At 54.3% G+C, this 14,822-nt stretch carries 15 protein-coding genes; 11 read left to right on the top strand and 4 right to left on the bottom strand.

Annotation, left to right across the window (positions count from 1 at the left end; genetic code table 11):
* Positions 1–52: 52 nt before the first annotated feature.
* The gene (locus tag ACOCD2_RS00375; protein ID WP_293644371.1) at positions 53–397 is read right to left on the bottom strand and encodes a sulfur globule family protein; all 345 of its coding nucleotides are present in this window, start codon (positions 395–397) and stop codon (positions 53–55) included.
* A gap of 303 nt (positions 398–700) precedes the next feature.
* Between ACOCD2_RS00375 and ACOCD2_RS00370 the strand changes: the two genes are divergently transcribed.
* The 11 genes from ACOCD2_RS00370 to ACOCD2_RS00320 all read left to right on the top strand — a co-directional run bounded on the left by ACOCD2_RS00370 (position 701) and on the right by ACOCD2_RS00320 (position 11,461).
* Positions 701–2,122, top strand: a complete 1,422-nt coding sequence (locus ACOCD2_RS00370) for a M16 family metallopeptidase (RefSeq protein ID WP_293652313.1) — start codon at positions 701–703, stop codon at positions 2,120–2,122.
* Positions 2,119–3,543, top strand: a complete 1,425-nt coding sequence (locus ACOCD2_RS00365) for a M16 family metallopeptidase (protein WP_293644367.1) — start codon at positions 2,119–2,121, stop codon at positions 3,541–3,543. The genes ACOCD2_RS00370 and ACOCD2_RS00365 overlap by 4 nt, the downstream gene beginning before the upstream one ends.
* Positions 3,544–3,545: 2 nt before the next feature.
* A complete protein-coding gene (locus ACOCD2_RS00360; protein ID WP_293644365.1) occupies positions 3,546–4,145 on the top strand; it encodes a TatD family nuclease-associated radical SAM protein in 600 nt (199 codons plus the stop codon).
* Positions 4,142–5,008 carry a TauD/TfdA family dioxygenase gene (locus ACOCD2_RS00355; RefSeq protein ID WP_293644364.1) on the top strand — a complete coding sequence of 289 codons (867 nt, stop codon included), beginning with the start codon at positions 4,142–4,144 and terminating at the stop codon, positions 5,006–5,008. The genes ACOCD2_RS00360 and ACOCD2_RS00355 overlap by 4 nt, the downstream gene beginning before the upstream one ends.
* 195 nt (positions 5,009–5,203) lie before the next feature.
* Positions 5,204–5,725: a ferredoxin-type protein NapF gene (napF, locus tag ACOCD2_RS00350; protein ID WP_293644362.1), complete on the top strand. Its 522-nt coding sequence runs from the start codon at positions 5,204–5,206 to the stop codon at positions 5,723–5,725.
* 4 nt (positions 5,726–5,729) lie between these two features.
* Entirely contained in the window at positions 5,730–6,011 is a 282-nt protein-coding gene (locus ACOCD2_RS00345; RefSeq protein ID WP_293644360.1) for a chaperone NapD, read from the top strand.
* Positions 5,998–8,526, top strand: coding sequence for a nitrate reductase catalytic subunit NapA (napA, locus tag ACOCD2_RS00340; RefSeq protein WP_293644358.1), 2,529 nt, complete (start codon positions 5,998–6,000; stop codon positions 8,524–8,526). Before ACOCD2_RS00345 ends, napA begins: the two co-directional genes overlap by 14 nt.
* 59 nt (positions 8,527–8,585) lie before the next feature.
* Positions 8,586–9,446 (top strand): ferredoxin-type protein NapG, encoded by an 861-nt coding sequence (gene napG, locus ACOCD2_RS00335; RefSeq protein ID WP_293644356.1) that lies wholly within the window; start codon positions 8,586–8,588, stop codon positions 9,444–9,446.
* A gap of 2 nt (positions 9,447–9,448) precedes the next feature.
* Entirely contained in the window at positions 9,449–10,357 is a 909-nt protein-coding gene (gene napH, locus ACOCD2_RS00330; RefSeq protein ID WP_293644354.1) for a quinol dehydrogenase ferredoxin subunit NapH, read from the top strand.
* A gap of 23 nt (positions 10,358–10,380) precedes the next feature.
* Positions 10,381–10,818, top strand: coding sequence for a nitrate reductase cytochrome c-type subunit (locus ACOCD2_RS00325; RefSeq protein ID WP_293644352.1), 438 nt, complete (start codon positions 10,381–10,383; stop codon positions 10,816–10,818).
* Between the two features lie 67 nt (positions 10,819–10,885).
* On the top strand, positions 10,886–11,461 hold the full coding sequence (locus tag ACOCD2_RS00320; RefSeq protein ID WP_293644350.1) for a NapC/NirT family cytochrome c: 576 nt from the start codon (positions 10,886–10,888) through the stop codon (positions 11,459–11,461).
* Positions 11,462–11,855: 394 nt separating this feature from the next.
* Here ACOCD2_RS00320 and ACOCD2_RS00315 read toward each other — a convergent pair whose 3' ends face one another.
* From ACOCD2_RS00315 to ACOCD2_RS00305, 3 genes are read right to left on the bottom strand one after another with little or no spacing between them, the layout of a single operon-like run.
* Positions 11,856–13,559 carry an intermembrane transport protein PqiB gene (locus ACOCD2_RS00315; protein WP_293644348.1) on the bottom strand — a complete coding sequence of 568 codons (1,704 nt, stop codon included), beginning with the start codon at positions 13,557–13,559 and terminating at the stop codon, positions 11,856–11,858.
* A complete protein-coding gene (locus tag ACOCD2_RS00310) occupies positions 13,556–14,182 on the bottom strand; it encodes a paraquat-inducible protein A (protein ID WP_293644346.1) in 627 nt (208 codons plus the stop codon). Before ACOCD2_RS00310 ends, ACOCD2_RS00315 begins: the two co-directional genes overlap by 4 nt.
* Positions 14,179–14,817 carry a paraquat-inducible protein A gene (locus tag ACOCD2_RS00305; RefSeq protein ID WP_293644344.1) on the bottom strand — a complete coding sequence of 213 codons (639 nt, stop codon included), beginning with the start codon at positions 14,815–14,817 and terminating at the stop codon, positions 14,179–14,181. Before ACOCD2_RS00305 ends, ACOCD2_RS00310 begins: the two co-directional genes overlap by 4 nt.
* Positions 14,818–14,822 lie beyond the last annotated feature (5 nt).

The raw sequence follows: 14,822 nt of genomic DNA, 5'->3' as shown, positions 1-14,822 counted from the left end.
CAATACCATCAGGTGTACCGATACCGCGGGCACACCTGATGTCTCAACAAACTTACTTGGCAGGAGCCGCAGGAGCCTGAGGAGCAGCAGGAGCACCATAAGGAGCATAACCATAAGGAGCGCCGTAAGGAGCATAACCGTAAGGGGCATAGCCGTAGCCATTGTAGCCGTTGTAACGGTTGTAACCACGGCCATAGCCGTTGCCACGTGCAGAACCGCTCATGCCGAAGCTGAAGTCACCAGAACCGTAACCGTCGCCAATACCGTCCCATGCGTCGTCCCATGCGTTGTTACCGTAACCGCGATCGCCACCCCAAGGACCACCCCACCATGCAGAAGCAGAAGCAGAAGCGGTAAGCAGAGCTGCAACAGCAGCAACTTTAATCATTTTTTTCATCGTAAATCTCCAAAATCAGTTTAGTGGAACTTCTTTGTTTGTAGATGCGTCCAACTCGTCATCTGCATATTAGTATTTCAGTTTTTGCTTATATTGTTAAGTAGTTATTTACTATTTTATTTTTCAAATAATTAGTTTTTGACAATTAACCTGTTCTCCAACACAAAAAACCGCACGTATCTTCCCATTTATTTCATGGAGTGCTAAAATTTTCGTTCGCCGGCGTCATCAATAAGAATATTACCATTTTCTTATTGATAAGACCTCTGACAACTGGGAAACCGCTGAACCGGACCTGATTTTTTGGGTCTGCAAGATCAGCAACAATCTGCGGTACAAGCGGACAAGGAGAAGCAAAACAAGATGAAAAAAATATTCTGCAAAATGTGGCCGGCATTGCTGCTGGTCTTTTCCGGTGCGATGGCCGGACAGAAGCTGCCTGTCCATACCTACAAACTGGACAACGGCCTGACCCTGGTGGTTTCGGAGGATCACAGCTCCCCCACCTTCGGCCTGTCCATTGCTTACCATGTAGGTTTTCGCCTGGAACCCAGGGGGCGTACCGGCTTCGCCCATCTTTTCGAACATATGATGTTCGAAGGGACTCCCAATGCCCCCAAGGGCAGTTTCGTGAAGATCATCCAGGGTGGCGGAGGCTCTCTCAACGGCTCCACCCGGTATGACTACACCAACTATATATCCACCGCCCCCGTCTCCGCCCTCGAACCCGTTTTGTGGCTGGAGGCAGACCGTATGCGCCACCTGGATTTTTCCGAGGAAAATCTCGACAACCAGCGCGACGTTGTAAAAGAGGAAATTCGCGTCAATGTAAAAAACAAGCCCTATGGCCTGTTTTTCTGGACGGATCTCGCTGCCCTGGCATTCAACAAATGGGAGAACGCCCATGACGGCTATGGCTCTTTCGTTGACCTGGACAAAGCCAGCATCGAGGACGTCGAACGCTTCCATCACACCTACTACGCGCCGAACAATGCGGTAATCGCCATTGCCGGAGACGTGGACGGTGACACCGCCTACAAGCTGGTAAACAAGTATTTCGGCAGCATCCCGGCGGCGAAGCTGCCAAAACTCCCCGACGTTTCGGAAAAACCGAATACCAAGGAACGCTTTGCAAAAGAGACGGACGAACACGCCATGGCGCCCGCACTGGCCATCGGCTGGAAGATGCCCGGACCTGACAGCGCGGACTACTACCCGCTGGCCGTGCTGGGTGAGGTTCTGTTGGGTGGCGATGCCAGCCTTCTTTACCAGAAAATGGTCAAGGAGAAGCAGTCCATGCTTTCCATCTCAGGCGGCATGGGTTGGCCCCTGGGTGACCCCCTAACCTTCGCCGGCCCCAGCCTTATGGTGGCTTTCGGCATCTACAAGCCTGGCAGCAGTGCCGCACAGGACACCAGCGATATACAGGGCGTGATCAACCAGCTTGCCAGACAAGGCATAGACCCGAAACGCCTGAAGGCCGTCAAAACAAAAATGATCGCCGATTTTTACAAGCAACTGGCCAGCTATATCGACCGGGCCAACTATCTGGCCATCACCCAGCTGCTGCACGGTGATGCCGACCTGGTGAACAGTTATCCGGACCTCATCCGCAAGATCACTTCAAAGGACATCCAGCGCGTTGCGGAAAAATACCTTACCGTCGCCAACCGCAGCTGGATCGATCGCCAGGTGGCCCAACAGCATCAGGAGAAGCAGCCATGAAGAAGAACCGGATCATCAGCATGTTCCTCAGTCTTTCCCTGCTGGCAGCCGCTGGCAACGTCTCGGCGACGAAGGAAAAGGACGCGCCCATCAAGGGGCTGCCAGCCTACGCCCAAGACAAACCCCTGATCCTTCCTGCCGTGGTGGAAAAGAAACTGCCCAACGGTCTGACGCTGTGGCTCATCGAACGCCCGGGCCTGCCGCTGATTTCCATGTATCTTGCGGTCAGGGGCGGTTCTGCATCCGACCCGGAAAATCTCCGGGGCGTGAGCGACATACTGTCTTCGACCATCAGCGCAGGCACCAGGAAACGCACTTCCCGCCAGATTGCAGAAGAACTGCAGGCGCTTGGCGCGGATATCAGCGTTGGTATCGGTAAGGACATTTCCTATATCGGCATTGACGGCCTTTCTTCGGGGACCGGTCAGCTGCTGGAAATCCTGGCGGATACGGCCCGCCATGCCAGTTTTCCGGAAGATGAGGTCAAACTGGCGATCGAGAATGAACTGCAGACCATCATCGCCAACAAATCCCAGCCATCCTATGACCTGTCGCAGGTTTTCTATACCGAGCTGTTCGGCAAACACCCCTATGCTTTCGTCAACCCGGACCCGAAGGTTGTCGCCAGGGTTACGCCAAAAGACCTGCTCGCCGTCTATCAGCAACGGTTTCGCCCGGACCAGGGCATTCTGGTGATGGTAGGCAATCTGCCAACCGACAAAATGGCCGGACTGGCTGAAAAGCACTTCGGTGACTGGAAGAGCAGTGGTAAAAAGCTTGCGGCCATTCCACCTGCCCCGGCCACCACCAGGCAGCAATTCCTGGTAGTGGACCGTCCGAAATCTGTGCAGTCCACGATCTACGTGGGCCGTCCCATGCCCGCGGCAGGCAATCCCGATGAATTTTCACTCAAGGTGGCAAACACCATTTTCGGCGGCGCTTTCGGCAGCCGCCTGACCCAGAATATACGGGAAGAAAAGGGCTACACCTATTCCCCACACGCTTCAGTATCAGACTGGGCCAAGGGCGGCATCTTCAGCATCAGCGCTTCGGTCCGCAACGACGTGACCGCCGCCACACTGACGGAGATCTTCTATGAGCTGGACCGGCTGGCCACCACGCTGCCGGAGGACGAGGAACTGACACGCGCCCAGCGTTATCTCAAGGGCAGTTTCCTGCTTTCCAATGAAACCTCATCCGCACTGGCATCCACCCTCACCGGCTACTGGATCGACGGCAAGACGCCCGCAGATCTGGCCAGGTACGTGCCTGGCATCGAGAAAGTACGCAAGCAGGATGTCAGGGAGATGGGACGCAAATACTTTGCCTCACGCAAGCAGGCCGTGGCCATCAGTGGTGATGCCAAAGCCATCATGGAATCCCTGTCACTTTTTGGTGACATCCGGCTGGCCAAACCCTGAGCATGACAGAACTCGCCTACCCCATCCGCAACAGTCTGTACCTGAACATCACCGACCGTTGCACCCTGGAGTGCCAGTTCTGCCCCAAGCACACGGATCAGGGCCCCAGGGTGCATGAATTCGATCTCAGCCTGGATCACCGCCCGGAAGTGGACGAGATCATCGGAGCGATCGGCAATCCGGCAGACTATGACGAAATCGTGTTTTGCGGATTCGGTGAACCCACCCTGCGTTTCAAGGTACTGATGGAGATCGCCCGGTGGATCAAGGCTCACGGCGGCAAGGTGCGCATCAACACCGATGGCCTCGCCAACCTGGTGAACAAGCGCGACGTACTGCCGGAAATGCAGGGCGTGGTGGACAGCCTTTCGGTGTCCATGAACGCCCAGAACTCGGATGTGTATGAACGGTATTGCCACCCGGCACTGCCGGGCTCGTGGGAAGCCATGCTGTCTTTTCTCGAAGAAGCACCCAAATACATTCCCAACGTAACCGCCACCGCCATCGACGGACTCAAGGGCGTGGATATTCAGGCCTGTGAACAACTGGCTAAACAACGCGGCGTGGCTTTCCGGCGCCGTCAACTGGACAAAGTAGGATGAGCAACCCTTTCGATCTGAATGACAATGATACATACCGGCAATGGCGGGACGAAAAACTCCGGAACTATCCCACAGCGCTTGAATCACTGGTGGTGGAGGTCGATGACCCACGCAGCCTGACGCCTGCCCAGCACAGCAAGCTGTCGGAAATACTGAGAAAAACCAATATGGCCATCTATGCCGGCAGCACGGGTGAAGACCCGGACAAGGAAATCGTCCGCCGACTCGGGCTGCAGTTCGGGCTGGAACGGCTGGATCACAACATGTGTGCCGACGGCGATGCCATCTCCTCCCTGGAACAGGCGAATGAGGAACCCCGCACCGGCTATATTCCCTACACGAATCGTCCCATCGCCTGGCACACGGATGGCTACTACAACGATCTGGACAAACAGATTCACGGCTTGCTGCTGCATTGTGTCCGCCCGGCATCCGAAGGCGGCATGAATCAGCTCCTCGATCATGAGATTGCCTACATCATGCTGCGGGATGAAAACCCCGATTTCATCCGCGCTTTCGAACACCCACAGGCCATGAGCATCCCCCCCAACGTGGTGAACGGTGAAGAATTACGCGGCTGGGCGCGGGGATCTGTGTTCATGCTGCAGGACAATGGCAGCCTGCACATGCGCTACACCCACCGCAAACGCAATATCGAGTGGCGGGACGACGAACTCACCCGACAGGCCGTGGCATTCCTGGGCAGCATCATGAACCCGGACAACCCTTACTATATAGAAGGCACGCTGGGTGCCGGTCAGGGTCTCATCTGCAACAATGTGCTGCATACGCGCACCGGCTTCGAGAAAAACAGCCAGCGGCTGCTTTATCGGGGCAGATACTTTGATCGTATAAGCCTGTGAAACTGCCCCGGCTTGTGGCGATAGTCCAAGCCTTGGAAAACGAAGGGGTTGATAGAAGAACCGGTTTATTCCCTTTTTATTTCAAAGGGTTTTTAAGAATTTCATAATAAACCCATAATCTTTGACCTTAATCAAACCCTTCCCCCGGCAATTAATGTGTAATTGATCGCGTAACCAAGCTATCAGGCAGGAAATGTGTTTGAAGCGCATGACGCGAAAACCAACCTAAACAGACGCCAGTTGTTGCGAGGCAAGATTCGCAACCAACAGCCACCGATGCGCCCACCCTGGGCAGAGGGTGAAGACGATTTTGTGCAGCTTTGCAGCCGTTGTGACGACTGCATCAATGCCTGCGAAGACCGGCTCCTTTTTCGAGGTTCCGGCGGCTTTCCCGAGATCAGTTTCCAGTCAGCAGGCTGCGACTTTTGCGGCGACTGCCTGACTGCCTGCACTGCCGGTGCATTGCAGGCGCCAGTACCCGCCCCTTCTCTTGCATGGCGACATCGCGCCAGCATCAAGCCTGAATGCCTTTCCCTGAACGGCATCGTTTGCCGCTCCTGCGGCGATGCCTGTGATACGGACGCCATCCGTTTTCGGCTGGAAACCGGTGGCCGGGCCACGCCACTGCTGGATCAGGAGCTTTGCAACGGCTGCGGTGAATGCCTGGCGGTATGCCCGACTCAATCCATTTCACTCCAAATTCCGGAGGCATCCTAGCCCTATGGAAAACAGCAACACCACCAATCTCTGCAGTTGTATCGTCCATACCCGGCCGGAAAGAGGACCGGAAGTCGAAAAACTGCTGAATAGCATCCCCGGCGTGGAAGTTCACGGGGGGGTGGATGAAGGAAAACTAATCGTCACAGTGGAAGACAGTGAAGAAAATTCCGCTGGCGACACCATGATGACATTCAACTCACTCGAAGGTGTAGTGAGTGCAACCTTGATTTACCACTACGGTGGGGATGATCTTAACGAGGAGGTAATCCGTGAGTTTAACTAGACGTGATTTTATCAAAAGCAACGCCATTGCTGCTGCAGCGGCAACTGCGGGCGTTACACTGCCCGCCGCAAAAACCGCATTGGCGGCTGATGAAGACGCCGGCATACGTTGGGACAAGGCCGCCTGCCGTTTCTGCGGCACCGGCTGCAGCGTATTGCTGGGTGTGAAAGATGACAAAGTTGTTGCCAGCCAGGGCGATCCCGATGCTCCTGTCAACAAGGGCCTGAACTGCATTAAGGGCTATTTCCTACCCAAGATTCTGTACGGTGAAGACCGCCTGACCAAGCCCCTGCTGCGGAAAAAGAACGGCAAGTTCGCCAAAAACGGCAAGTTCGAGGAAGTTTCCTGGGACGAAGCATTTGATGTCATGGCGGATCAGTGGAAAAAGTCCTTGAAGAAAAAGGGACCAACTTCCGTAGGCATGTTCGGTTCCGGACAATGGACCCTGTGGGACGGTTATGCCGCTTCCAAATTCATCAAAGCCGGGCTGCGCTCCAACAATCTGGATCCCAATGCCCGCCATTGTATGGCATCTGCCGTAGGCGCGTTCATGCGGGGTTTCGGCATCGACGAACCCATGGGTTGTTACGATGATCTGGAAAAGGCCGACGTGTTCGTTCTATGGGGTTCCAACATGGCAGAGATGCACCCCATCCTCTGGTCACGCATCACCGACACCCGCCTGACCAAGAAAGGCTGTGAAGTGCATGTGCTTTCCACCTACAGGCACCGTTGCTTCGACCTGGCCGACAACGGCATGATCTTCACTCCCCAAACCGATCTGGCGATCCTCAACTATATCGCCAACTACATCATTCAGAACAAGGCCTATAACAAGGAATTCATCGAGAAACACGTGCAGTTCAACAAGACCCCCACCGATATCGGTTACGGTCTGCGCGCTTCGGATCCCCGTGAGAAGAAGGCCAAGAACCGCATGAAAGGCAAGCTGACCAAGATCAGTTTCGAGGACTATGCCAAGTCAGTAGAACCCTACACGCTGGAAAAAGCCTCCAAGATGTCCGGGGTTCCCAAAAAACAACTGGAACGTCTGGCAAAAGTCTATGCCGATCCAAACAAGAAAGTTACTTCTTTATGGACCATGGGCTTCAACCAGCACACGCGCGGCGTATGGGTCAACGGCCTGTGCTACAACGTGCACCTGTTGATGGGCAAGATCTCAGCGCCGGGCAACGGTCCTTTCTCACTTACCGGCCAGCCTTCCGCCTGTGGCACTGCCCGTGAAGTAGGCACCTTTGCACATCGTTTACCCGCCGACTTGGTGGTAAAGAAAAAAGCACACAGGGATATCGCCGAAAAAATGTGGAAACTGCCTGAAGGCACCATCAACCCCAAACCCGGCTTCCACGCTGTCAAAATGATGCGCATGCTGAAAGACGGGGTGATGAACTGCTATTGGCAAATGTGCAACAACAACATGCAGGCAGCAGCCAACACCAATACCGAGCCATATCCTGGTTTTAGAAACCCTGACAACTTCATTGCGGTATCTGACCCCTATCCCACCGTATCCGCACAGGCAGCGGATCTGATTTTGCCTACCGCCATGTGGTGTGAACGGGAAGGCGCATTTGGTAATGCAGAGCGCCGCACCCAGTTCTGGCGTCAGCAGGTTCATCCGCCCGCAGGCGCCCATTCCGACTTGTGGCAGATCCTGGAGTTTTCCAAGCGCTTCACTGTAGATGAAGTATGGCCCGAGGATCTGATTGCCAAGAAGCCGGAATACAAAGGCAAGACATTGTATGAAGTGCTGTATGAGAATGGTCAGGTCAATCAGTTCCCGAAACAGGAAGTGAAAGACGAGCGTGGCAATGTTTATGACAACGATGAAATGGAGCATTTCGGTTTCTACGTTCAGAAAGGTCTGTTCGAAGAATATGCTTCGTTTGGACGTGGTCATGGCCATGATCTGGCGCCGTACGACATGTATCACAAAGCCCGCGGTCTGCGTTGGCCGGTAGTGAACGGTAAGGAAACCCTGTGGCGTTTCCGTGAGGGTTACGATCCTTATGTTGCCAAGAATAATCCGGATGGCAAGAAGGGCGACGTATTCTTCTATGGCAACAAGGCAAAGAATGGTGGTCGCGCCAACATCATCACCGCGCCGTATGAGCCGCCTGCAGAGAGTCCAGATGGTGATTATCCATTGTGGCTGTGTACTGGCCGGGTACTCGAGCACTGGCATTCCGGTTCCATGACCCGGCGTGTTCCTGAACTGTACCGGGCGGTCCCTGATGCGGTGGTGTTCATGAACAAGAAGGATGCCAAGAAGCTCAAACTGCGTAATGGACGCATGGCCAAGATCTCCTCCCGCCGAGGCACCATCACTTGCAAGGTGGAGACCCGCGGCCGTAACCAACCGCCTCAGGGCCTGGTATTCGTACCCTGGTTCGACGCGGGCCGACTGGTCAACAAGCTGACCCTTGATGCGACCGATCCGCTCTCCAAAGAGACGGATTACAAGAAATGCGCGGTGAAAATCACCAAGGCATGATGGGTTGGCGGCCTGCTCTTTGCGGGCAGGCCGCCTAGCTGAACTGGACTACTATAGCAATGGCTAAATCAGACAAGGGCAAACAAAGCGTCAGTCGTCGGCAGTTTTTGACCACGACGCTAAAGACTGCCTGCAGCGTGGGCATCATGGGTGTCGGCCTGGGTTTTTATACCCAACGGGCCAATGCCCTGCCGCCTATGGCAATCAGACCGCCTGGGGCACTGTCGGAAGAAGACTTTCTGGGCGCCTGCATTCGATGTGGTCTGTGCGCCCGGGATTGTCCCTATGACATCCTGTTTCTTGGTCAACTGGGTGATGATATTCCTTCGGGATCGCCGTATTTCATCGCCCGTACCGGGCCTTGCGAGATGTGTGAGGACATTCCCTGCGTCAAAGCCTGCCCGACGAATGCGCTGGATCATTCCCTGACGGATATCGAAAAATCCCGCATGGGGCTGGCCGTTGTCATCGACCAGGAAAACTGCATCGCTTTCCAGGGACTCCGCTGTGAAGTCTGTTTCAATGTCTGCCCTCTGCGGGACAAGGCTATTACTCTGGATCTGCAGCACAATCAGCGATCCGGTAAACATGCCCTGTTCATCCCGGTAGTGCATTCTGATGCCTGCACGGGCTGCGGATTGTGCGAAAGAGCCTGCATACTGGAAAAGGCCGCTATCAAGGTCTTCCCCACTGATCTGGCCAAGGGTGAGCTGGGACACCACTACCGTTTCGGCTGGAAAGAGAAGGAAAAAGCCGGTAAGTCTCTGGTCACACCCGATGTCAAACATCAATACAACCTGCCTGAGGGGGTTCGTTATGACCTCCAGGGTGAAGGATTGATCATTGACAAGAAGACGCCTGATTCGCCTTTCTCCTCCAATCCGCTGGATACACTCAACGGCAAGACGGAGGATAAATAGCCATGGCCAACATGCCCCAAGATGTCGGGAAAGAAGCTGTTCAGGCCAAAGGCTGGATTGGCGCGCACAAGTGGTTGATCCTAAGGCGTATCAGTCAGCTGGGTATTCTGGCCGCGTTCGTTGCCGGCCCCTGGTTCGGGCTTTGGATCGTCAAAGGCAATCTGGCATCCAGCCTGACGCTGGATACCCTGCCCCTCACCGATCCCTACATCCTGTTGCAGGCCATGGTATCCGGCGTCACGCCAGAGACCACGGCTTTCGTCGGCGCGCTTATCGTACTGGTGTTTTATGCGCTGATGGGTGGTCGGGTGTATTGCTCCTGGGTGTGCCCGGTCAACATGGTTACCGACGCCGCCGCCTGGCTGCGCCGCAAACTGGGTATTCGCGGCAGTTCCCATGCATCCCGCAGCACACGCTACTGGATCCTGGCATTGACCTTGATATTGCCTCTGGTGACTGGCGGCATCGTCTGGGAACTGGTCAACCCGGTATCGATCATGTTTCGGGGCATCGTGTTCAGCATGGGGCTGGCCTGGGTTTTGGTATTGGCGATCTTTCTGTTCGATCTGCTGGTTTCCCGGGATGGCTGGTGCGGGCATTACTGTCCGGTGGGTGCCTTTTACAGTCTGTTGTCCACCCGAGCCGTTGTGCGTGTGACCGCAATCAACCGGGAGGCCTGTGATGATTGCATGGATTGTTTCAACGTCTGTCCTGAATCCCAGGTCATCAAGCCAGCGCTTAAAGGCGCCGCCAAAGGAATCGGCCCCGTGATACTGGCCAATCAATGCACCAACTGTGGCCGTTGTATCGATGTCTGTGCTGTCAATGTATTCCAGTTTGGCAACCGCTTTTCCAACGCAGCACTACCCGCTTTAAAATCCGTTGAAAAATATTCCAAACATACAGTTTAATTTTTGAGTTGATGGAGATTAGCATGAAAAAGATCATTAGCATTACCGTAGCGGCATTTGTTTTAGCCGTTGTCAGTAGCAATACTGTTGTTGCCAAAGAAGGCGTTGCTTCACTTCGCGGCACCCAGGACATCGAAGGCGCATCTCTCAAGGTCACCAAGAAAAAATTGGTTTCCAAGGAAGGAGGATTCGAGCGGAATTACAAGCAACAACCTCCCCTGATTCCCCACAAGATTGAAAAGTATAAGATCAATCTCAAGAACAATGGCTGCCTGAAATGTCACAGCAAGAAGAACCACAAGAAAGAAAAGGCCCCCATGCTGGGTGAAAGTCACTTCCTGACCCGTGATGGAAAGAAGCTGGATCACGTATCCACCCGTCGTTACTTCTGCAACCAGTGCCACGCCCCTCAAATGGAGGCTACTCCACTGGTCAAAAACGACTTTGAAGGTGTAAAATAACACCAGTATTTGTATATGGCTCCTTCGGGGGCCATTATTTCATGCAACACACGCAGGGGATTCAGTCATGACCAGCGGACAAAAAAAGGGTACGTTTTCTGTACTCATCATCGGTATTATTCTGGGTATTATTCTATGGGGTGGTTTCAACTGGGCACTTGCCTTGACGAATACAGAACAGTTTTGTATTTCCTGCCACGAAATGCGCGACAACCCCTATGAGCAACTGCAGGACACCATCCATTTCACCAACCGTACCGGTGTACGCGCCACTTGCCCGGATTGTCACGTTCCCAGGGAATGGATCCACAAGATCGTACGCAAGATTCAGGCTTCCAACGAGCTGTATCACCACTTTATCGTAAAGGATGTGGACACCCCAGAGAAGTTTGAGGCTAAAAAACTGGAGCTGGCCAAACATGTCTGGAAAGCCATGAAGGACACGGATTCCCGCGAATGCCGTAACTGCCACAACTTCGACTCTATGGATTTCGACAAGCAGGAAAGCCGCAGCGCCGACCGTCATGAAGAAGCCATCGAGAAAGGCTATACCTGCATCGATTGCCACAAAGGTATCGCCCATGAATTGCCGGAAGGCTACGATCCTGGTGAAGATGCACCGGATGGTGAAAACGCGGGTTGATACCACCCTCTGTGTTCCGAAACGAGAAGCGGCCTGTCAACTGACAGGCCGCTTTTTTTGTGCCTCCAACCTTCTCATCCAAGAGTCTGCCCCGCACATTTCCCATCCTATTGAACATCCCACCTTCTCTGACAAGGCATGACAGCTATCAAGGAAGAAGACACACGCCTGAATCCGTATGAACGCAGGGAACTGAACTATAAGCATTCCGGCAAAAAACGTCGCGATGGTAAGGGCTGAGCTGTATTACAACCTGCTATGGCCATCCCTGAAAAAGAAGCTGGATTTCCTTCCCAAGCACCTCAAGGAATCCAAGCTCATGGCATTTTCAGAGCAGTATTTCTGATCTCCACACGGACAATGAAGCATCGCCTCGTCGTCCGCTTTTTACAACTCAGCGTGCCTTTCCCTGCAGCAGAGCTTCAGGATGTCTTTCCAGGTAATCGGCAACACCTCTGACAGCCCTGGCTGCAGCAGCCAGTTCGCGCATGGTATTTATCAGTTCTCCTCCCATGCTGCCCTGATCTGAGGCTGACTTTTCCAACTGCTGAAGCGTTTTCTCCGCTTGCTGCACCATTTTTCGGGCATCCGTGCTCAAACGCGCCATTTCATCCAACATCGGCGTAGTCTTGTCTCCCACGATGGACAGTATCTGGTCGGCGTGATCCAAAACCAATGACAGGCTTTTCACGCTGTCCAGCAGACCTTCGCTGTTGACCAATGCATCCATGCCTTCGCTGACCTTGAGAAAATGCTCACCCATTTCATCCAGCGGCAGGCGCTTCAGCTTGCCCAGGATAGCCACCAGGCTGTTGGTGATACTGGTCAGTGATCCGGTAGTGGTAGGCAGCACGGGATACTTGCCGGAATAGTCGATGGATGCCATCTCCGCTTCTTTGTCAAAATCCATATCCACGATCAGCTGCCCACTGAGCAGGTTGCCTGTGATCAGTCTGGCGCGCAGTCCTTTGGCCACCAGTTTCTCCAGCGTACTGTGGAAGAAGGCTTTGCGTTCTTCTTCATCGAGACCGGGATCCAGGCTTTCAAAAGGCACCAGATCCGGTTCCAGCCCCACCAGTACCGCTATGCGCACGAGCCCATCATCGATGCTTTCTTCCAGGGAGATGTCCAGCACCTTGCCGACGGGAATGCCGCGAAATTCCACGGATGCACCAACCGAAAGACCGCGTACCGAATCGTCGAAATACAGAATGTACGGCAGGCTGAGTTGAATGACCTTCTTCTGACTCTCTTCCCGGGATTCATACAGCTGGAACTCCGTACCCTCCGCGGCGGGCTGGTCATCGCCAAGTGTCAGTGCCGAATCGAAAGCCACGCCGCCGGCCAGCAGGGAAGTGAGTGATTCCATCTCAACCTTTACCCCACCACCGGTCACCTCCACATCCATTCCGGAGACGTTCCAGAAGCGCGTGTTGCGCCGCACCAGCTTGTTGGCCGGCTCATTGATGAATACATCCAGCGCCACGTAATCCTGCTCCGGCACCAGGCGATATCCGGTCACCTCGCCCACCTGAATCTGGCGGTGATAAACGAGAGAGCCGATCGAAATGGAACCCAGGCTTTTCGCCCGCAGTCTGAACGAGCTTCCCCTGGCATCCGAAAGGATCTTGGGCGGCTCCTCAAGACCGACGAACTGTTGCGTATAAGCACCGGCTTCTCCGGGATCTACAGCGATGTATACGCCACTGAACAGGGTACTGATGCCGCTGGCGCCCGTGGCACCAATTCGCGGTCTCACCACCCAGAAGCGGGTATCGGACGAGAGCAGGCTCTCCATATCCTTGTTCAACTGCGCTTCCACCATGACGTGAGAAAGATCATCCGTAAACTGTAAGTTCTTGACCTTGCCAATCACAACATCGCGGTATTTGATTTCTGTCTTGTTGGGTTCGATACCCTCTGCACTCTGAAACCGGATTTCCACGGACGGCCCCAGGCTGGAATATTCCTTGTAAATAAGGACGATACCGATGATCAGGGCCACCAGGGGAACCAGCCATACGAAAGAAAACCCGGGATGATCCGCCGCCACCAGTGCTTCCGGCAGTTCCTCGAGTCTGTCGTTCTGTTCTTTCATGTCAGGTCCCTGTCCCAAATAAGCCTTGGATCGAAACTGATAGCCGCCAACATGGTCAGCACCACAACCGCACCGAATGCCATCGCGCCAATACCCGGCTCCACCGTTGAGATGACTCCCATTTGTACCAGCGCGGTGAGAATGCCGATAACAAACACATCCACCATGGACCAGCGGCCCACCAGTTCGGTTACACGGTACAGTATCGTCTGCTGTCTGGCCCGTCTTTCATGCGGCGCCTTGCGCACGTTCATGAGCAGATACAGCAGACTCACCATCTTCAGCAAGGGCACGATGATGCTGGCAGTAAAGATAACCAGCGCCAATACCCAGTCCCCTTCTTTCAGGAACAGCACCACACCACTCAGGATAGTGTTGTCGCTTTCTGCGCCGAGATAGGTGTTCTTCATCACCGGATAGACATTGGCAGGCACATAGAGAATCATGGACGCCAGCAGCAAAGCCCAGGTGCGGCTGAGACTGTGGGTGATACGGGAATGTATTGTCCCTCCACAACGCGGGCATTGGAGACGGATGGAAGGCGAATTCGGCAAGCGAACAATCTGACGACAGATATCGCAGCTGGCCAATCCCAAAGATCTTGCACGGGGCGGCTTTTTCATTGTTTCAGCCCGGCGGGCACCCGGTGATCAGGCATTTTCTCCAGACGCTGCCAGAGAACGAAAACATCCATACTCGCACTGGCCGCCACACCCAGCAGAATGTAACCAATCAATGCATACAGACCCGCATCGATGATCACGTCTGCCATCCCGGACATCTTCACCATCGCCACCAGTATGCTGACGACAAATACATCCGCCATTTCCCAGGGATGAATATGGCTCAACAGTACCAGCATCTGTCGCAACCCAGGCAATCTCAGCTGCCAACGCAACCCGGTCAATACGTACAAAGTGCTCAGAAGGATCATCCCCGGAATAGCCAGACTGGTAAAGAACACCAACAGTCCCAGCAACTTCATGTCATGCTGATAGAGCGCCCAGGAGGTACCCACCAGTGAGGTTTCCCGAACGGCACCGCCGATATCCAGCGTGATCAGCGGAAAGCTGTTGGCAAGTACATACAGAAACAGGGCACCAAGCAACAGAGCGATGGGACGGTCCAGACCACCTCTGGGCTGATGATACAAAGTGGCCCCACAACCGCGGCAGCGCACCTTCTGTCCCCTGGGAACCCAGGGCGCCCATTGCAGGGCGTCACATTCCCGACACGCCATTAAAACCTTGTCAGTCATGCCTG

Source organism: Thiolapillus sp., from assembly GCF_048562965.1.
Taxonomy (GTDB): Bacteria; Pseudomonadota; Gammaproteobacteria; order Chromatiales; family Chromatiaceae; genus Thiolapillus; species Thiolapillus brandeum_A.
Note: the sequence above shows the minus strand (reverse complement) of the source record. Positions and strands in the feature narration are given on the sequence as shown.